Genomic DNA, 19,542 nt, shown 5'->3' with positions numbered 1-19,542 from the left:
AGGTTTTTTTTATATGACTAATAAAGTGTTCTATTTTTTTTCAGGTTTAAATGGAAAAGCATAAGGAAATTCCTTTTTGATTTCTAATAATGCTCTATCCATTTCTAGTTTGGTTCTGTAGTTTCCGATCCAAACTTTATAGTTAGGAGTTTCATATTGTAAAGATGAGCTCCATTTAGGGAAAAGTTCTTTTGCAGAATTCAAGATTTTATTCGCCTGATTAAGATTTCCATTGTATAATTGAACCTTATAACGATCACTAAAATCACCATCTTTTTCCATTTTTGACTTCATGTCTAAAAGCGTAGTAATTTTGGGATCTTGGTTAATTGTAACAGTTGCTTCTGGAGGAGGAGCTATGTTTATAGCTACAAAATTGTTGTCATTTGGCGTTTCAGGGATTGAATTTGGGTCTTCTTGAGCAATTATAGTTGATAATCCCAAGGCTTGAAAACTTGCAAAAAATATATAGTGTCTAATGTTTAACATTCTCATTACAAATTAATTTAGGGCAAAGGTAAAGTTTAATAACTCATAATTGTTTAAAAATATTATTTAGAATTATTATAAATTAATACTTAACGCTTCTCTAACATTTCCAAAATCGACTTATTATAGTACTTTTGTCGTCGAATTAAAGGTGGTGGTTTTTAAGTCTTTTTTAACAGACTATAGAAAAAACCATACCAAAATTAAGACGATAATTCTACTTGATAATATGAAACAGGTGAAACACCGAAATTCAGCCTCTAAAATCCTAATTCTAGGAACTGTTTTTTTATTTACTTTTTTTAACCCTGTTTTCGGACAGGAAGAAGTGGTTGCGGATAATACTGCAGTTGCAGAAGCTTCATCTGGAGGAGATGTAGCTAAAGGAGAAGAGTTATTTAAATCTCTATGTGCTGCTTGTCATAAGCGATATAAGAAGATGACAGGTCCTGCTCTTTTTGGAGTGGCTGATAAGTACGAAAGAGAATGGATATATTCTTGGGTAAAAAACAGTGCAGCAATGGTAGCTTCGGGAGATGCTCAAGCTGTAGCTATTTATGAAGAGTATAATAAAACTGCAATGAATGCTTTTCCGCAGTTAACGAATACGGATATCGATAATATCCTAGCTTATGTGATGGAGCCTAAGGCTGATCCTCCGGCTTCTGTTCCGGGTACTGGTGATGCTGTAGCAGCCGGAAGCGGTTCTGGAGTTTCGACAAATGTTATTCTAAGCATATTGGCATTGGTGTTTTTGATGCTGATGGTGGTGTTGTTTTTAGTCAACAAAACATTAAGAAGCTTTGCTGAAGCTAGTAATGTAGAGTTGCCAAAAGCTGAAGAACGAACTCCGATCTGGAAAGCTTTTATTCAGAATCAATTTCTGGTTTTAGTGACAGCTATATTTTTGTTACTAGCTAGTGGGTATTTTGTTTACGGTTACTTTATGCAAGTAGGAGTTGATCAGGGTTATGCTCCGATTCAACCGATTCATTATTCGCATAAAATTCACGCTGGTGATAATCAAATAGAATGTAAGTACTGTCATTCTTCTGCTAGAGTAAGTAAGACGTCAGGTATTCCTTCACTTAATGTGTGTATGAATTGTCATAAATCTATTAGTGAAGTGGCTGATGGTACTGCAACAGAAGAGTATTCTAAAGAATTTTATGATGGAGAGATTCAAAAACTATATAAGGCTGTAGGTTGGGATGCTAGTTCGCAATCGTATACAGGTGAAACGGAGCCAGTAAAATGGGTGCGTATTCATAACCTTCCTGATTTCGCATATTTTAACCACTCACAGCATGTTAGTGTTGCGGGGGTGGAGTGTCAAACATGTCATGGCCCTGTAGAGGAGATGGAAGTTATGTATCAACATGCTCCTTTAACTATGGGTTGGTGTATTAACTGTCATAGAGAGACTAATGTTAAGGTTGCAGATAATGAGTATTATGAGAAAATTCATAAAGAACTCTCGAAGAAATATGGTGTAGATCAACTAACAGCTGCTCAGATGGGTGGTCTGGAATGTGGTAAGTGTCATTATTAATAAAAATTTGTTATCCGATTATTCGGAAAATAGTAAGAAGCTAATATCAATTATATATGTCATCAAACAAGAAATACTGGAAAAGTGTTGAAGAGCTAAATGAGAATAGCTCTATTGTTGAGGCGCTACAGCAAAATGAATTCGTTAAGGAAATTCCTGCGGATGAGTTTTTAGGAGATAAATCATCTTTAGAGAGTTCTTCGACATCTCGTCGAGATTTTCTTAAGTATGTAGGTTTTAGTACAGCTGCTGCATCTTTGGCAGCTTGTGAAGGGCCTGTTAAAAAATCAATACCTTATGTAGTTCAGCCAGAAAGAATTGTTCCTGGTGTTGCCAATTATTATGCTACTACAATTGCAGATGGGTATGATTTTGCTAGTATTTTGATTAAAACTAGAGAGGGTCGTCCTATTAAAGTAGAAAATAACAACCTTGCTTCATCTAATGGAGATGCTAATGCAAGGGTTCATGCTTCGGTTTTGTCGTTGTATGATAATTCTCGTTTACAAGGTCCAAAGAAAGGTGGAGAGGATATTAGTTGGGAGGCTTTGGATAAAGAAGTAGGTGTTAAGCTTAATGGTTTGGGAGGTAAGCAAATAGTTGTGCTTACTCAAACCTTTGCTAGTCCATCTACATCAAGATTGATTGCTGAGTTTAAAGCAAAGTATCAAAACGTTAAGCATGTGGTTTATGATGCAGTATCGCAAAGTGAAGCTTTGGATGCGTATCAAATGATGTATGGTGAACGAGCATTAGCGGATTATGATTTTTCAAAAGTAAATACTATAGTAAGTGTTGCTGCAGACTTTTTAGGAGACTGGCAAGGTGGTGGTTATGATGGTGGTTATGCGCAAGGTCGTGTTCCAAAAAATGGAAAGATGTCTAAACATATCCATTTTGAATCTAATATGTCATTAACTGGTGCTAATGCTGATAAAAGAGTTGCAGTTACGCCTACGCAACAAAAGCAGGTATTAGCTGCTTTATATGCATATGTTACAGGTTCTGGTTCTAAAAGTTCGTTAGGTGCGGATTTGGATGCTCAGGTAGTTAAGGCTGCTAAGCAAATCCAGAGAGCTGGGAGTAATGCGGTTGTGGTAAGTGGTATTCAGGATGTTGATGCGCAATTAGTAGTTTTAGCAATAAATAAAGCGATACGTAGTAAAGCTTTTAGCCAAGACACACCACGTACGATTCGTCAAGGAAATGCTAAGGCAGTTGCACAACTTGTGAAAGATATGAATGCTGGACGTGTTGGTGGTCTTTTGATTGCAGGAGTTAATCCAGTGTATTCATTACCAAATGGAGAAGAGTTTAAGAGTGGTTTAGAGAAAGTAGATCTTTCGGTTGCATTTAGTATGCATGATGACGAAACCGCTGGACTTTGTAACTATATAGCAACTACTCCATATTATTTAGAATCATGGGGAGATGTTGAGTTGAAAAAAGGAAGTTATAGCCTTATGCAACCAACGATCAGACCATTGTTTGATACAAGACAATTTCAAGACACTTTATTGAAGTGGACTGGAAATGCAGCTTCGTATCACGATTATATAAAAGAAACTTGGACAGGTATTCTAGGGGGTACTTCTTGGAATCAAGCATTGCATGATGGAGTGTTGGTAAGACCGGCGCTTGCAAAACAAGAATTGGTTGACGCTCTTGAAACTCCTGAAGGGGATTTGGAAGATGCAGCTGCTCCGGCTCCGGTTAGTGCAGGGCCAAATGTTGGTGCTGCAGCGAGAAGACTTTCGGTCGCAAAATCAAATGGTTTAGAACTTACTTTATATACAAAAACCTCATTAGGTGATGGTCAACAGGCAAATAACCCTTGGTTACAAGAGATGCCAGACCCAATCACTAGAGCATCATGGGATAATTACCTTACTGTGTCTAAGGCAGATGCTGAGCAGTTTGGATTGACTAACGAAAATGTTGCTAATGGAGCGCTTAATGGAAGTTATGCTAAGGTTACAGTTGGAGAATCTACAGTTGTTGTTCCGGTGATAATTCAACCTGGACAAGCAAAAGGTTCGGTTGGATTGGCGTTAGGATATGGTAAGTCGAAAGGGCTTAAAGAAGAGATGGTAGTGGGTGTTAATGCGTATCCATTATATCAAAACCTAAATGCTGTGCAAAATGTTTCTGTAGCAGCTGCTGAAGGTGTGCATGAGTTTGCTTGTGTACAGTTGCATAATACACTGATGGGTCGTGGCGATATTGTAAAAGAAACGACTCTTGAAATATTTAATACAGAAGATGCTAAGGATTGGAATGTTATGCCAATGGTTAGTAAAGATCATAATCCATATGCAGTAACTTCTCCAGAGGTTGATCTTTGGGAAGAATTTGATCGTTCTGTAGGGCATCATTTCAAACTTTCAATTGACTTAAATGCTTGTACTGGTTGTGGTGCATGTGTAATTGCTTGTCATGCAGAAAATAATGTTCCTGTAGTTGGGAAATCAGAAGTACGTAGATCAAGAGATATGCACTGGTTGCGTATTGATAGATACTACTCTTCTGAAGATAGTTTTGAAAATGATAACGAGAAAAAAGATAATATTGCTGGTTTAGGTAGTTCTTTATCTGAATTTGGAGAGATGGAAAATCCATCTGATAATCCTCAGGTAGTATTTCAGCCGGTAATGTGTCAGCACTGTAATCATGCTCCTTGTGAGACTGTATGTCCTGTTGCGGCTACATCACATGGTAGACAAGGGCAAAACCAGATGGCGTATAACCGTTGTGTGGGTACAAGATATTGTGCAAACAACTGCCCTTATAAAGTACGTAGATTTAACTGGTTCTTGTATAACAACAATGACGAGTTTGATTATTATATGAATAATGATTTAGGTAGAATGGTTATTAATCCTGATGTTACTGTACGTTCTAGAGGGGTTATGGAAAAATGTTCTATGTGTATCCAAATGACACAAAAAACAATTTTGGACGCTAAGCTTGAAGGAAGACCTGTTAAGGATGGAGAATTTCAAACAGCATGTTCTGCTGCGTGTTCATCTGGAGCAATGATATTTGGAGATGCTAACGATAAGCATAGTGAAATTTCTAAATCAGAACATGATAACCGTATGTATCACTTACTTGAGCATGTTGGGACTAAGCCTAATGTGATGTATCAAACGAAAGTAAGAAATACTACCGAAGCTTAATTAACTAAATAAAGAATCAATTCAATTATAAAGGATTATGTCTCATTACGAAGCACCTATAAGAAAACCTTTAGTAACTGGCGATAAAACATATCACGATGTAACCGTGGATGTTGCCGCACCGGTTGAAGGTAAAGCAAATAAATCTTGGTGGATTGTGTTTTCTATCGCACTTGTTGCTTTCCTTTGGGGAATAGGTTGTATTTTATATACAGTTTCTACAGGTATAGGAACCTGGGGATTAAACAAAACAGTAGGATGGGCCTGGGATATCACCAACTTTGTATGGTGGGTAGGTATTGGTCACGCTGGAACATTAATCTCTGCGGTATTATTATTATTCCGTCAAAAATGGAGAATGGCAATTAACCGATCTGCAGAAGCGATGACCATATTTTCGGTTATCCAAGCAGGTTTGTTTCCAATTATTCACATGGGACGTCCATGGTTGGCATATTGGGTATTGCCAATTCCTAATCAATTTGGATCGTTATGGGTTAACTTTAACTCTCCATTACTTTGGGATGTATTTGCGATCTCTACGTATCTATCGGTATCATTAGTGTTTTGGTGGACAGGATTGTTGCCTGATTTTGCTATGATTAGAGATAGAGCTATAACTCCTTTTACTAAAAAAATATATAGCCTCCTTTCTTTTGGATGGAGTGGAAGAGCTAAAGATTGGCAACGTTTCGAAGAAGTGTCTTTGGTACTTGCAGGTTTGGCAACACCACTTGTACTTTCGGTACATACGATTGTATCTTTTGACTTTGCTACCTCGGTGATTCCTGGATGGCACACAACAATATTTCCTCCGTACTTCGTTGCAGGGGCAATTTTCTCTGGATTTGCAATGGTAAATACACTTCTTATTATTATGAGAAAAGTGTCTAGCCTAGAAGATTATATTACTATTCAACATATAGAATTAATGAACATTGTAATTATGATTACAGGTTCTATAGTTGGAGTGGCCTATATTACAGAGTTGTTTATTGCTTGGTATTCTGGAGTAGAATACGAACAGTATGCATTCTTAAATAGGGCAACTGGACCTTACTGGTGGGCATATTGGGCAATGATGACATGTAATGTGTTCTCTCCACAATTTATGTGGTTCCCAAAACTAAGAAGAAGTATAATGTTCTCTTTCATTATCTCTATAGTAGTAAATATAGGGATGTGGTTCGAGCGTTTTGTAATTATTGTAACATCATTACACAGAGATTACTTACCATCTTCATGGACAATGTTCTCTCCAACGTTTGTAGATATAGGGATATTTATAGGTACTATTGGGTTCTTCTTTGTGTTGTTCCTTTTATATGCTAGAACATTCCCTGTGATTGCACAAGCAGAGGTTAAAACAATTTTGAAAGCTTCTGGTGAAAAGTATAAAAAATTAAGAGAAGCAGGAATTGACCATAGAGACGAACTTCCTAAGGGAAAACCTAAAGTAACTAAAGAGAAGCCTGCTAAGAAAACTGAAACAAAAGTTGAGGCAAGTCAGGAAGATATCAAAAGTTTACTAGGGAATCTAGGAACATTTGATCCTACTAGTCAAACTGCAGATGATCTTAAGAAAGTAAATGGAATAGGACCTGTGATGGAAAAGAAACTTAACGAGATCGGAATATTTACTTTTGATCAAGTAAGTAAAATGACTACAACAGAATACGATTTATTAGATAGTATCACAGGATCTTTCCCAGGAAGAGCACAACGTGATGATTGGGCTGGTCAAGCCGAAAAACTTAAAAATAATTAGAAGTATGGCATCTAAAGTTATACATGCATTATATACAGATGATGATGTCCTGATGGACGCAGTAAAAAAAGTTCGTGCAGAACATTATCATATAGAAGAGGTGTTTTGTCCTTTTCCTGTTCATGGGCTTGATAAAGCCATGGGTTTACCACATACACGTCTTGCAATTACATCTTTTATGTATGGATGTGTTGGTCTAACAGTGGCGGTTTTAATGATGAATTACATCATGATCGAAGACTGGCCTCAAGATATTGGAGGTAAACCAAGTTTTAGCTATATCGAAAACATGCCTGCTTTTGTACCAATTATGTTCGAACTTACGGTATTCTTTGCAGCACACTTGATGGTAATTACTTTCTATATGAGAAGTAGATTATGGCCATTTAAGAAAGCTGAAAATCCTGATGTAAGAACTACAGATGATCACTTCTTAATGGAAGTAGATGCTGGACATCATGATGTAAACACCTTAACAAATTTGTTAAGTGATACAGGAGCGGTAGAAGTAAAAGTAATAGATAAGGAAGACGATAACCATTAGTAATAATGAAGAATACTATAAAAATATTAGTAGCAGTAACGATAATAATTAGTGTTGTTTCTTGTCAAAAAGATTCAAGGCCTAATTATCAGTATATGCCAAATATGTATGAATCGGTAGGGTATGAACCTTATGGAGAATATGGTGTGTTTCCTGGTGGTCAGGAAGCGATGTTGCCGGCCGAAGGTTCTATTCCTAGAGGATGGAAACCATACGAATTGGAGAACTCTAATGAAGGCTATCAGTTTGCAAAAGATTCTTTAAAGAACCCAATCAAATATACCGTTGAGAACCAAGAAAAAGGAAAAGCGTTATATGATGTCTATTGCGCGATATGTCATGGTGCTAAAGGAGATGGAAAAGGAACTTTGGTGAAAAGAGAAAAAATTCTAGGGGTGCCGAGTTATGATGACATAGGTAGAGCAATTACCGAGGGTAGTATTTATCATGTAATGTACTACGGGATCAATTCTATGGGATCTTATGCCGCTCAAACTAATGAACATGAGCGTTGGCAAATTGTTCAATATGTAGAAAAACTTAAGGCGGACCTAGAAGGTAAAACAGCTCGAATCGATACAGATGTTGCTGAAGTGCCAGTGAAGACAGAAACAGAAGAACATCACGAATCAACGGAAGATCACGGTAACGCACACTAGTGCCAGTATAGTTTAAAAAGTTAAGAATAACGATATTATAAAGATATGTATACGCTATCAAATAGATTAAGATTATTTTCTATCATTCTTATGGTTGTGGGTCTTGTAGGTCTTATTATTGGATTTGCAAGTAGACCAGGATCTGTAGAAGAGGTAAAAGAAATGATGGCAGCGCACGACGCTCATGGAGGAGGTCATGCAGAAGCGGCAACTCAAAGTCATGGAGGAGAACATGAGGAAGATGCTCATGGAGGTGATGCTCATTATGAACATGTATTACACCAATTACAAAACAAACCTTGGGCTTCATTATATGCCGCAGCGTTTTTCTTCTTTATGATTGCCTTAGGTGTATTAGCATTTTATGCAATCCAATTTGCTTCGCAAGCAGGATGGTCACCGGTATTGTTTAGAGTTATGGAAGCTATTACAGCATATTTAGTGCCAGGAGGACTTATTCTTTTTGTAATTTTAGCTTTATCAGGATTTCATGTAAATCATTTGTTTGTATGGGCAGATCCAGAAGTTGTTGCAGGAGATAAACTTCTTCAAGGTAAAGCAGGTTGGTTAAACGGAACAGGATTTATTATCAGAGCAGCAATTTTCTTAGGAGGATGGTTGTTATATCGTCATTTTGCAGTAAAATATTCAAGAAAACAAGATGAGGATTCTGAAGGGAATAAGTGGTATAAAAAGAGTTTTAAAATATCTGCAGGATTTTTGGTATTCTTTATATATACAGAATCAATGATGTCTTGGGATTGGATTATGAGTTTTGACCCTCATTGGTTTAGTACATTGTTTGGATGGTATGTATTTGCAAGTTTATTTGTTTCAGGTATTACCACTATAGCATTAATGACAATTTATCTTAAGTCTAAAGGATATTTAGAATTTGTAAATAATAGTCATATTCATGATTTGGCTAAGTTTATGTTTGGGATTAGTATATTCTGGACATACCTGTGGTTCTCTCAGTTTATGTTAATATGGTACTCTAATATTCCTGAAGAAGTTACTTATTTTATTACACGTATCGATGATTATAAATTACCATTCTTTGGAATGTTAGTGATGAACTTTATTTTCCCATTGCTAGTGTTAATGAATAGTGATTTCAAACGAGTAAACTGGTTTGTTGTAATGGCTGGAGTTGTTATCCTTTGTGGTCACTATATAGATGTGTATAACATGATAATGCCTGCAACTGTTGGTAAATCCTGGTTCATAGGAATTAGCGAAATAAGTGCTGTGTTATTGTTTTTAGGATTGTTCTTGTTCGTTGTGTTCAGGGCACTCACAAAAGCACCGTTATTGGCAAAAGGAAATCCATATTTAGAGGAAAGTAAACGTTTCCATTATTAAAATTTGAATTGTAAAAAAGAAGATAGATAAAAATGACTGTATTCTTAACCATAGTAGTAATAGCACTTTTTGGAATCACATTGTGGCAAATGTCAAAGATTTTAAAGTTGTCACAATTGAAAAATGCGGATGATTCTCAAGTAGCTAATGATAAAGACAATAATTTACAAGGTAAGTTAATGCTTGCATTTGTAATCTTTATGTACTTATTAACCATATACTGTTTTGTGCAATATCATACCTTTTTTCTTCCAGAATCGGCTTCTGAGCATGGGGTAGATTATGACCAATTGATGGTAATTTCAATGGTTTTAATCTTTATAGTACAATTTTTAACACAAGGATTACTTCACTTTTTTGCCTATAAGTATCGAGGTAAAAAAGAGAATAAAGCTTTGTTTTTTGCAGATAATGATAAGCTAGAATTTATTTGGACTATTATTCCTGTTATTGTATTAGCTGGATTGATTATTTATGGATTGTTCACTTGGACGGATATTATGAATATCGATGAGAAAGAAGGAGATCCATTAATTGTAGAATTATATGCTTATCAATTTGATTGGAGAGCAAGATATTCTGGAGAAGATAATGTGTTAGGTAAAGCCAATGTGCGTTATATAGAAGGGATTAACACTTTAGGTGTTGATGCTTCGGATAACTATGGTAAAGATGATAAAATTACTACCGAATTACATTTACCTGTTAATAGAAAAGTGATCTTTAAAATGAGATCTCAAGATATCCTTCATTCTGCATATATGCCATTTTTTAGAGCTCAAATGAATGTTGTTCCAGGTATGATTACTGAGTTTTCATATACGCCTACAATGACTTCTGAGGAAATGAGGAATAGCGAATTTATGGTAGAAAAGGTGGCTACAATCAATAAGATTAGAAGAGAAAAAAGCAAGAAATTAGTTGCCGCAGGTGACGAAGCTTTAGAAACTTATGTATTTGATTATTACTTACTGTGTAATAAAATATGTGGAGTTTCACATTATAATATGCAAATGAAAATTGTTGTAGAATCTGAAGAAGATTACGAAGCTTGGTTGAAGACACAACAAACATTTGGAGAGCAATTATCAGCTCAAGCGAGTAACTAAGAAGGAAAAGAAAGAATTAATATATTTTATTAAAAAGAAATAGCTTTATGTCAGCAACTCACGGAGATAACCACGATCACGATCACGGGCATCATAAAGAGACATTTATAACTAAGTATATATTTAGTCAAGATCATAAAATGATCTCTAAGCAGTATTTAATTACTGGTTTGATCATGGGTATTATTGGTATAGCAATGTCGATTCTATTTAGAATGCAATTGGCATGGCCAGATCATCAATTTACAATTTATGAAATATTATTAGGTAAGTTTGGTGAGGATGGAGTAATGGATCCTAGTATCTATCTTGCATTGGTTACAATTCACGGTACCATAATGGTATTCTTTGTACTAACTGCTGGGCTTAGTGGTACGTTTAGTAATTTACTTATTCCGTTACAAATCGGTGCTAGAGATATGGCGTCTGGTTTCCTTAATATGATTTCATACTGGTTATTTTTCCTAAGTAGTGTGATCATGGTATTGTCTCTATTTGCAGAGGCAGGACCTGCATCTGCTGGATGGACTATCTATCCACCGCTTAGTGCATTGCCACAAGCTATTGGTGGATCTGGTATGGGTATGACATTATGGTTGGTATCTATGGCAATATTTATTGCTTCGTCATTATTAGGTTCTTTGAATTATGTAGTAACGGTTATCAATTTACGTACAAAAGGAATGTCAATGACAAGGATGCCATTAACAATATGGGCATTTTTTGTGACTGCTATTATTGGTATTGTATCTTTCCCAGTATTATTATCGGCAGCGTTGTTATTGATAATGGATAGAAGTTTTGGTACTTCATTCTATTTAAGTGATATTTATATTCAAGGTGAAGTTTTACATAACCAGGGAGGTTCTCCAGTTCTTTTCGAACATTTATTCTGGTTCTTAGGACACCCTGAAGTATATATTGTATTATTACCAGCATTAGGAATAACTTCTGAAATTATAGCAACAAACTCTCGTAAACCAATTTTTGGATACAGGGCGATGGTAGCTTCAATTTTAGCTATTGCTTTCTTATCAACCATAGTATGGGGGCACCATATGTTTATCTCGGGGATGAATCCATTTCTAGGTTCTGTATTTACATTTACAACATTATTGATTGCAATACCTTCTGCGGTAAAAGCATTTAATTATATAACCACTTTATGGAAAGGTAATTTGCAGCTTAATCCTGCAATGCTATTTTCTATAGGATTAGTATCTACCTTTATTACAGGAGGTCTTACAGGAATTATTCTAGGAGATAGTACTTTAGATATTAATGTGCATGACACATATTTTGTAGTAGCACATTTCCACTTGGTAATGGGTATCTCTGCACTGTATGGTTTATTTGCAGGAGTATATCATTGGTTCCCGAAGATGTATGGTAAGATGATGAACAAAAACTTAGGTTATGTACATTTCTGGGTAACTGCAATTGGAGCATATGGAGTATTTTTCCCAATGCATTTTATAGGTATGGCAGGATTACCACGTCGTTATTATACAAACTCTAATTTTCCATATTTTGATGATTTAGCAGATACTAATGTATTAATTACGGTATTTGCCTTAATTACTGCAGCGGCACAATTGGTATTCTTATATAACTTTATTAGTTCTATTTTCTATGGTAAAAAAGCAGTACGAAACCCATGGAACTCTAATACTATGGAGTGGACTACGCCTGTGGAGCATATGCATGGTAACTGGCCTGGTGAAATTCCTCACGTATATAGATGGCCTTATGATTATAGTAAAACCAATGAAAATGGTGAATATGTAATCGCAGGACAGGATTTCGTATCTCAAATTACTCCTTTACAAGAAGGTGAAGAAGAAATGCATCATTAGAGAGGATGTTTAAAAATATTAAAAAGCCTTTTCATAAAAATGAAAAGGCTTTTTCTTTTTCTAGTATATTTGTTTTTATCTACTATAAATGAGTAAAACGAGTTAGTAGATTTTTTAAAAGATACCGCGCAGATGAACGAAAATCTAAATCCAACAAACGAAAACTTTTCTAATGAAGATCTTGATATCGAGAGAGCCTTAAGACCACTTACATTTGAGGATTTTTCTGGGCAAGATCAAGTTCTAGAAAATTTACAAGTATTCGTGCAAGCGGCAAACCTTAGAGATGAGGCTTTGGACCATACATTGTTTCACGGACCTCCAGGGTTAGGGAAAACAACATTGGCTCATATTTTGGCAAATGAATTAAGTGTAGGTATAAAAGTAACATCAGGACCTGTATTAGATAAACCAGGAGATTTGGCTGGTTTATTAACTAACCTAGATGATAGAGATGTACTTTTTATTGATGAAATTCATAGACTTAGCCCAATAGTCGAAGAGTACCTTTATTCTGCAATGGAAGATTATAAGATCGATATCATGATCGAAAGTGGGCCTAATGCACGTACAGTACAAATTAATTTAAATCCATTTACACTGGTGGGTGCTACTACACGTTCTGGATTGCTTACGGCACCTATGAGAGCACGTTTTGGGATTCAATCGCGTTTACAGTACTATACAACAGAATTACTATCTACTATAGTGCAAAGAAGTGCATATATTTTAAAAGTTCCAATATCAATGGAAGCGGCAATAGAAATAGCTGGAAGAAGTAGAGGTACACCTCGAATTGCCAATTCTTTACTGCGTAGAGTGCGTGATTTTGCACAAATAAAAGGAAATGGTAAGATAGATATAGAAATATCAAAATTTGCCTTAAAAGCGCTTAATGTTGATGCTCATGGATTGGATGAAATGGATAATAAAATTCTTACTACGCTCATTGATAAATTTAAAGGTGGCCCCGTAGGAATAACTACATTGGCAACAGCAGTGAGTGAAAGTGCAGAAACTATCGAAGAGGTGTATGAACCATTTTTAATTCAACAAGGTTTTATTATGCGAACACCAAGAGGTAGAGAAGTTACCGAAGCAGCATATAAACATCTAGGTAGAGTAAAGGGAGGAATCCAAGGAGGATTGTTTTAGGTATATCCGTTGTAATAATCTTTATTAACGAATCTAATTTGTGTTATATGAAATCTGCTAAGGATGTCAATGTTTCTTTCTTTAAAGTGCTTAAAAATGCCAAACGTATTCTTAAGAACCCTTTACCTTTTCATCATGAGAATTTTGAGAAGTATGGAGATATTTTTAAGGTTCATTTAGGATTTGGTAAAACGGTTTTATTTACTAGAGATGCTAGTTTAGCAAAATACATGCTTCAAAAAAATCATAGAAAGTACTACAAATCAGAACTGCAAACCAAAGATCTGGCTAAATATATAGGAGAAGGGTTGTTAACCGCAAATGGAGAAAAATGGTTGAAACAACGACGATTAATCCAACCAGCTTTTCACAAAAAGAAGCTAGAATCCATTGTATTTACAATTAAGGAGGTTGTACAAGAAGAGTTATCAAGAATAGTACCTGGTCAAACAGTCAACATTTTTCCTCTGATGAACGATTTGGCTTTTCGAGTGGTGGCCAAATCGCTATTTAGTTATACAGATACAGGAGATACTATTACACGGTTACAATATATTACAGAAACCGCCCAAAAGACACTAATTAAAGAAATAAGACAGCCTTATAAAAGATGGTGGTTTAATTTGAGTGGGAAAATAAAAGGAACATTAAAACTTACTCAAGAAGCCCGAGATATTTTGAATACTATTATTGAAGAACGAAGAAAAACTAACGAAAACTATGATGATTTGTTAGATATGCTTCTCGAATCTAGGTATGATGATGGTACTGCAATGGGTAACGAACAATTAATCGATGAAATTCTTATTTTGTTTACTGCTGGACATGAAACAACATCAAATGCATTAACATTCACGCTATTTCTATTGGCACTTCACCCAGAGATTCAAGATAAAGTATACAGCGAAGTTTCTAATACGAACTTTAATAATTTAACGCCCTTAGAACAAATTGCCAAATATCAATATACCAAACAATGCATAGAAGAGGCTATGCGATTATACCCACCCGCCTATTTTTCTGATAGAGTAGCTATCGAAGATGATCATTTTAATGAACTTAAATTGCCAAAAGACAGTATGATATTAATTTCTTTTTTCGAGATTCATAGGCATAAAGGGTTTTGGAAAGACCCTGAAGCGTTTAATCCGGATCGTTTTGATGTTAATACAGATAAAAAAGAATATTCAGATTGGTATTTTCCTTTTGGGTCGGGGCCAAGAATGTGTATTGGGAATAATTTTGCAATGTATGAAATGGTTCTAGCTGTGAGCGAAATGGTAAGAAACTATACTATCAGTACACAATGCGATACAATAGAAATTAAACCTCTAATTACTTTAAAGCCCCAAAATGCATTGCTTGCGTTTACCTTGAGGTAAATGTCATTCTTTACTAAAAATTTCATTTTCATTTTATAAAGAGAAATAAATTATCTTTATAACAAATGATCTTCTCGATGAGAAAAAGCATTGCTTTTATATTGCTTTTTTTGGCAGTAACATTTTCCTTTGCACAACAAAGGGATGTTATTTATCATAATGCTGTTATGGCATTTAAGAATTATGATTATGACGAGGCTTTACTCAAATTCAAAAAATCGTCAACCCAATTTTTTGAAAACGATGATATAAAAAACCACCTCAAATCTCAATTGTATATTTCGAATATTGCAGTATACATGAATGATTTTTCTACTGCCCTAAAAACTATTAATACTTCTATTCGGACCTATACATCATCTCATATGTCAAATGATAGTATATGGAGTGAATTAATGAACACAAAAGCTTTAATCTATAGATTAGATGGTAACGCGAATAAGGCATTACAAATAAGTGATCAAATACTAGACACACAATTAACAACACCTTCTCTTACCAAATACAATTTGGTTAAAACTTATACTATTCGAAGTCGTATCCTGATAACCTTAGGCAATTTTGATAAAGCTATTTATATTATAAAGAAGGCATTAGATTTTCCTACAGGGTCAGTTTCTAGTCAATTGAGAGCAGAACTTATTAATAATTTAGGGACTGCTTATTTATTAAAAGATGATTTTAATAAAGCACATGAGTACTATGCTACCGCGTATCAACTCAAATTAGAAAATAACGCAGATTTTTATGATTTGGCGATTACAGCTTTCAATTTAGGGGTTGTAAACGAAGCTTTGAGAGAGTATGACAATGCACTTGAATTTTATAAAAAATCGGCAGAATATGATCTCAAAAATCAAGGAGAAAGAGTAGGTTTTATAGCTGATATATACATGGCGATTAGTGGCATTTATTCTAAAAAAAATGATATTGAAAAAGCAGAAGAATACATAGAGAAATCACTTCAAAAGGCGATTAGTATTTTTGGCGAGAATCACCTTAATGTAGCAAATGTATATAGCTGGTACGTACGATATCTAAAACTTAAAAATGAACATGACAAAGCATTATTGATAGATAAGAAAGCTCTTGATATTAGAGAGCGATCGTATGGTTTGTATCACTGGTTTCCGATACAAAATTTAACATCAATTGCAGAAACATATACTGTATTGAAGGAGTACCCTATGGCACAAAAATATTATGAAGAAGCTTTGCGTAGAACGAAAAAAATGAATTCAAAGTTTCAAGAAGCAGAATGTTATCAAGGTATGGGTAAAATGTTTGTGCAAATGGGAGAATATCAAAAGGCTATAGATTTTTTTAATAAATCCTATACCAATTTCTCTACACATTTTAATGTAAATCATCCATATATCATTGAAGCAGAAGTTTTGAAGGCAAATGCATTTTTTTTAAATAAAAATTATGAAGAAGTTAATGCGATAACCGAACAATATCTTGCCAGAAACAATAAAGCAATCTATCGTTCTCCAACGGTTATAGTAAAGATGCTACATCTTATTAATAAAACAGCTATTGTTAAATATAACAATACACAAGTATTACAACCTTTGATTAGTGCTTATGAAAATCTAGATATGATTATAGAGAATATCCAAAAAATTAATAAAGAATATTCAAGTGATATATCTAGAGTTAATGCTGCTCAAAAAAACACCAAGTATATTGATAAGAGTATTGAGATTTGTTATTTATTATATGAAAAAACACAAGAAAGAAGTTACTTAGAAAAAGCATTTAGATTATCCGAGTTTAACAGGAATAGAGTTTTGGTTGCGGGTATTAGGGATGAACAGTTTAAGAAAATGACAGGTGTACCAGACTCGTTGTTAATTAAAGAAAATTTTCTGAAACAAAAATTATCATTAATTAAAGAAAAAATATATCAAAGTAGCGACTCTGTTAATACAGATGCTTTAATGAGTTTAAGGTTAGATTATAGTTCTCAATTAGAGAGTTTATTACAAAAATTCCGAAAAGATCATGCCAAATATTATCAACTAAAATATGATGAAAATGCTATTTCCGTATTACAATTACAGAATAATTATTTAGATACCGACACTTCTATAATTGAATATTTTTTTGGTGAAGAAAATATTTTCGTTTTTGAGATTAATAAAAACAGTGTAGATCTAAAAAAAATACCAATAGCGAAACAAGTTAACAAACTTGTCAAAGTTTATAGAGAACAATTGATTCATCAACAAGAACTTAAAAAAACGGCGGCACAACTATTTAATATACTGCTGAAACATGTAAACATCAAAAACAGATTAATAATTATATCTGATGATGTGTTAAATTTCCTACCGTTTGAAACTTTATACAATAATGATAAATACCTTATAGAGAATCATACTGTAAATTATATAGGTGCCGCTGCATTATTACCTCCATTAGGTGTAGCCAATTCTAGACGTGATACAAAAATAAAATGGATAGGGTTTGCACCAGAATATGAAGAAAATAATTCTTTGGCTTCAAATTCAAATGAGATTTTAAGTATTTCCAGAATGATGAAAGGAAAAGCTTTGTTAGGAGATCATGCATCTGTTAAAAACTTTGTTTCTGAAACACAAAATGCCTCGATAATACACGTAGCTGCACACGCAGATATACATCAAAATAATATGATGTATAACAAACTGGTATTCTCAAAAAATGGAATTAAAAATGAATTGACAGCCTCAGAGATTTATACGCTCTCCTTATCATCAGATCTTGTAGTCTTAAGTGCATGTAATACAGGCTACGGAACATTAAGAAAAGGAGAAGGGGTGATGAGTATGGCCAGAGCTTTTCAATATGCAGGCGCTAGAAGTACTGTCATGAGTTTGTGGAAAGTACCAGACAAGGAGACTGCTGTAATTATGAATGATTTCTATAAAAATTTAAAACAGTATAAGCCTAAGGATCTGGCATTAAGAAATGCGAAAATAGAGTATTTAAAGAACACCAAAGACAATCTCTTGAAACATCCTTACTATTGGGCAGGACTTGTAGTGTCGGGTAATACTGAAGCATTACACTCTAATGATTCGTATAGGTGGTGGATTATAATTTTCGTTTTGATATTAATCCTGATCTCTTTTAAAAAATTAATTCAATTTTTCAAGTAACTCTTTGGCTTCAGCCTTTTTATACTCGCTGTTAGGGATGTTTAGTAATCGTTCTAAAGTGATTTCGGTTTTTTTTGGATTATTCACTTTAAGATAAGCAAGAGCTAGGTACCAGTATCTTTTTTCGCTAAAAGAATCGGTAAGGGCAGTATCTTTTTCTAGAATTGGGATTGCCATTTCTGTGCGATCAAGTTGGAGTAAAACGTTAGCTTTATAAAACAAAATAATAGATTCTTCTTTATCTAATAAAATCTGATCAAATAGAGTTAAAGCTTTTTCAAATTTGGCATTCTCATAAGAGTTAAAAGCTGTTGTTTTTAGGTTTTCAGTAGTTTCACCTCTTACTATGGGTTGGGTTACATTTCTATATGGCTCAAAATATTGTACAAATAATTCCTCATTAGAAGGGGATACTCTATTAGTGAAAAAATAGGTTAACCCTAAAATAGCAATAATTGATGCAGCCAAATACCACCATTTAGCTCCATTTTTTTCAACGATTGGTTCGGGATTGGACTCTATTTCTGAAAGAAAACTTCTAAAATCTTCGTCATCGTTCTCTTCTGTTACTTTTTTAAGAGTTATATGAAAATCAAGCTCTTTCTTAAACTCTACGTCAGAGTTTAATAATCTTTCAAATTCTAATTGCTCTTCTGAATTAAGAGAGTTCTGTATATATTTTGATATAAGTTCTTCGGGGGTCATCATTCAGCAGTATTAATAATTTCTTTAAGCTGTTTTAAACAACGTGATTTTTGACTGCTAACCACATTGGTGTTTTCATACCCTGATTTTTCAGCAATCTCATCAATAGTTAGTCCTCTGTAATAGAACAATGTTAACATTTCTTGACAACGTTTTCCTAGTTTATTAAAAAATGTACGTAATAATTTTTGCTCTATAGAAGGTTCTTTGGTAAGGTCAAAATCAATTTCTTCAATCTTATCATTAATCATATGAATCTCTGGATCCAATGATACATTATGTTTATGTTGTTTATGATAATTATAGATCATTCGTTTTCCTATGCCAAAAAGATAGGTTTTAAATGAACTATCTACTTGATCCAATCTGCCTTGAATAGCGTGTTTGCGTATTACTACAAATGCATCTTGATATATATCGAGCATAATGTCACTATCGGCACCATATCTTTTCCCAAAATTTAAAAAAGCATCCCTATGCTTATAATATAGTTTGCTAATATCCTTAGGATTACTATTGGTTAAAATATGTATAAGAGATGGGTTCACTGAGATAAATTTCTATTCCTCTAAGGTAAAGAAAGATTTTTTCCCATCATAAATGTTAAGATTCCTTTTTTTTCTTCCATAAAAG

Annotated in this window: 14 protein-coding genes; 11 read left to right on the top strand and 3 right to left on the bottom strand. The window is 34.3% G+C overall.

The features are described 5' to 3' along the window. Nucleotides 1-30: 30 nt before the first annotated feature. Nucleotides 31-495 (bottom strand): SPOR domain-containing protein, encoded by a 465-nt coding sequence (locus DK508_RS14475; protein ID WP_160114725.1) that lies wholly within the window; start codon nucleotides 493-495, stop codon nucleotides 31-33. Nucleotides 496-718: 223 nt separating this feature from the next. Here DK508_RS14475 and DK508_RS14470 point away from each other — a divergent pair, with 223 nt between their 5' ends. From DK508_RS14470 to DK508_RS14420, 11 genes are all read left to right on the top strand, one after another. Continuing rightward, nucleotides 719-2,041, top strand: coding sequence for a c-type cytochrome (locus DK508_RS14470; protein ID WP_109302727.1), 1,323 nt, complete (start codon nucleotides 719-721; stop codon nucleotides 2,039-2,041). Between the two features lie 56 nt (nucleotides 2,042-2,097). Then, on the top strand, nucleotides 2,098-5,220 hold the full coding sequence (locus DK508_RS14465; RefSeq protein WP_109301507.1) for a TAT-variant-translocated molybdopterin oxidoreductase: 3,123 nt from the start codon (nucleotides 2,098-2,100) through the stop codon (nucleotides 5,218-5,220). A 34-nt stretch (nucleotides 5,221-5,254) separates the two neighbouring features. Beyond that, nucleotides 5,255-6,988, top strand: coding sequence for an NrfD/PsrC family molybdoenzyme membrane anchor subunit (gene nrfD, locus DK508_RS14460; protein WP_109301506.1), 1,734 nt, complete (start codon nucleotides 5,255-5,257; stop codon nucleotides 6,986-6,988). A gap of 4 nt (nucleotides 6,989-6,992) precedes the next feature. Then, complete coding sequence (locus DK508_RS14455) at nucleotides 6,993-7,532, top strand: DUF3341 domain-containing protein (protein WP_109301505.1); 540 nt, start codon at nucleotides 6,993-6,995, stop codon at nucleotides 7,530-7,532. Nucleotides 7,533-7,537: 5 nt separating this feature from the next. Further along, the gene (locus tag DK508_RS14450) at nucleotides 7,538-8,191 is read left to right on the top strand and encodes a cytochrome c (RefSeq protein WP_109301504.1); all 654 of its coding nucleotides are present in this window, start codon (nucleotides 7,538-7,540) and stop codon (nucleotides 8,189-8,191) included. Nucleotides 8,192-8,236: 45 nt separating this feature from the next. After that, nucleotides 8,237-9,556: a quinol:cytochrome C oxidoreductase gene (locus tag DK508_RS14445; RefSeq protein ID WP_109301503.1), complete on the top strand. Its 1,320-nt coding sequence runs from the start codon at nucleotides 8,237-8,239 to the stop codon at nucleotides 9,554-9,556. 32 nt (nucleotides 9,557-9,588) lie between these two features. After that, on the top strand, nucleotides 9,589-10,665 hold the full coding sequence (locus DK508_RS14440) for a cytochrome c oxidase subunit II (protein WP_109301502.1): 1,077 nt from the start codon (nucleotides 9,589-9,591) through the stop codon (nucleotides 10,663-10,665). Nucleotides 10,666-10,712: 47 nt separating this feature from the next. After that, on the top strand, nucleotides 10,713-12,521 hold the full coding sequence (locus DK508_RS14435; protein ID WP_109301501.1) for a cbb3-type cytochrome c oxidase subunit I: 1,809 nt from the start codon (nucleotides 10,713-10,715) through the stop codon (nucleotides 12,519-12,521). Between the two features lie 132 nt (nucleotides 12,522-12,653). Further along, nucleotides 12,654-13,676, top strand: coding sequence for a Holliday junction branch migration DNA helicase RuvB (ruvB, locus tag DK508_RS14430; protein WP_109301500.1), 1,023 nt, complete (start codon nucleotides 12,654-12,656; stop codon nucleotides 13,674-13,676). A 47-nt stretch (nucleotides 13,677-13,723) separates the two neighbouring features. Continuing rightward, complete coding sequence (locus tag DK508_RS14425; RefSeq protein WP_109301499.1) at nucleotides 13,724-15,058, top strand: cytochrome P450; 1,335 nt, start codon at nucleotides 13,724-13,726, stop codon at nucleotides 15,056-15,058. A gap of 77 nt (nucleotides 15,059-15,135) precedes the next feature. Beyond that, nucleotides 15,136-18,204 carry a CHAT domain-containing protein gene (locus DK508_RS14420; RefSeq protein WP_160114724.1) on the top strand — a complete coding sequence of 1,023 codons (3,069 nt, stop codon included), beginning with the start codon at nucleotides 15,136-15,138 and terminating at the stop codon, nucleotides 18,202-18,204. Here DK508_RS14420 and DK508_RS14415 read toward each other — a convergent pair. Both DK508_RS14415 and DK508_RS14410 read right to left on the bottom strand, forming a co-directional pair. Continuing rightward, nucleotides 18,184-18,909, bottom strand: a complete 726-nt coding sequence (locus DK508_RS14415; protein ID WP_109301497.1) for a tol-pal system YbgF family protein — start codon at nucleotides 18,907-18,909, stop codon at nucleotides 18,184-18,186. The genes DK508_RS14420 and DK508_RS14415 overlap by 21 nt on opposite strands. Next, nucleotides 18,909-19,457, bottom strand: a complete 549-nt coding sequence (locus DK508_RS14410) for an RNA polymerase sigma factor (protein ID WP_160114723.1) — start codon at nucleotides 19,455-19,457, stop codon at nucleotides 18,909-18,911. The genes DK508_RS14415 and DK508_RS14410 overlap by 1 nt, the downstream gene beginning before the upstream one ends. Nucleotides 19,458-19,542 lie beyond the last annotated feature (85 nt).

It is taken from the genome of Aquimarina sp. AU474, assembly GCF_900312815.1.
Lineage (GTDB): Bacteria > Bacteroidota > Bacteroidia > Flavobacteriales > Flavobacteriaceae > Aquimarina.
Note: the sequence above shows the minus strand (reverse complement) of the source record. Positions and strands in the feature narration are given on the sequence as shown.

Excerpts from the sequence above, each read along its gene's own strand:
- DK508_RS14450 (WP_109301504.1), top strand. The coding sequence starts at position 7,538 with ATGAAGAATACTATAAAAATATTAGTAGCAGTAACGATAATAATTAGT.
- DK508_RS14475 (WP_160114725.1), bottom strand. The coding sequence starts at position 495 with ATGAGAATGTTAAACATTAGACACTATATATTTTTTGCAAGTTTTCAA.
- DK508_RS14435 (WP_109301501.1), top strand. The coding sequence starts at position 10,713 with ATGTCAGCAACTCACGGAGATAACCACGATCACGATCACGGGCATCAT.
- DK508_RS14420 (WP_160114724.1), top strand. The coding sequence starts at position 15,136 with ATGAGAAAAAGCATTGCTTTTATATTGCTTTTTTTGGCAGTAACATTT.
- DK508_RS14465 (WP_109301507.1), top strand. The coding sequence starts at position 2,098 with ATGTCATCAAACAAGAAATACTGGAAAAGTGTTGAAGAGCTAAATGAG.
- ruvB (WP_109301500.1), top strand. The coding sequence starts at position 12,654 with ATGAACGAAAATCTAAATCCAACAAACGAAAACTTTTCTAATGAAGAT.
- DK508_RS14445 (WP_109301503.1), top strand. The coding sequence starts at position 8,237 with ATGTATACGCTATCAAATAGATTAAGATTATTTTCTATCATTCTTATG.
- DK508_RS14440 (WP_109301502.1), top strand. The coding sequence starts at position 9,589 with ATGACTGTATTCTTAACCATAGTAGTAATAGCACTTTTTGGAATCACA.
- DK508_RS14455 (WP_109301505.1), top strand. The coding sequence starts at position 6,993 with ATGGCATCTAAAGTTATACATGCATTATATACAGATGATGATGTCCTG.
- DK508_RS14415 (WP_109301497.1), bottom strand. The coding sequence starts at position 18,909 with ATGACCCCCGAAGAACTTATATCAAAATATATACAGAACTCTCTTAAT.
- DK508_RS14470 (WP_109302727.1), top strand. The coding sequence starts at position 719 with ATGAAACAGGTGAAACACCGAAATTCAGCCTCTAAAATCCTAATTCTA.
- DK508_RS14425 (WP_109301499.1), top strand. The coding sequence starts at position 13,724 with ATGAAATCTGCTAAGGATGTCAATGTTTCTTTCTTTAAAGTGCTTAAA.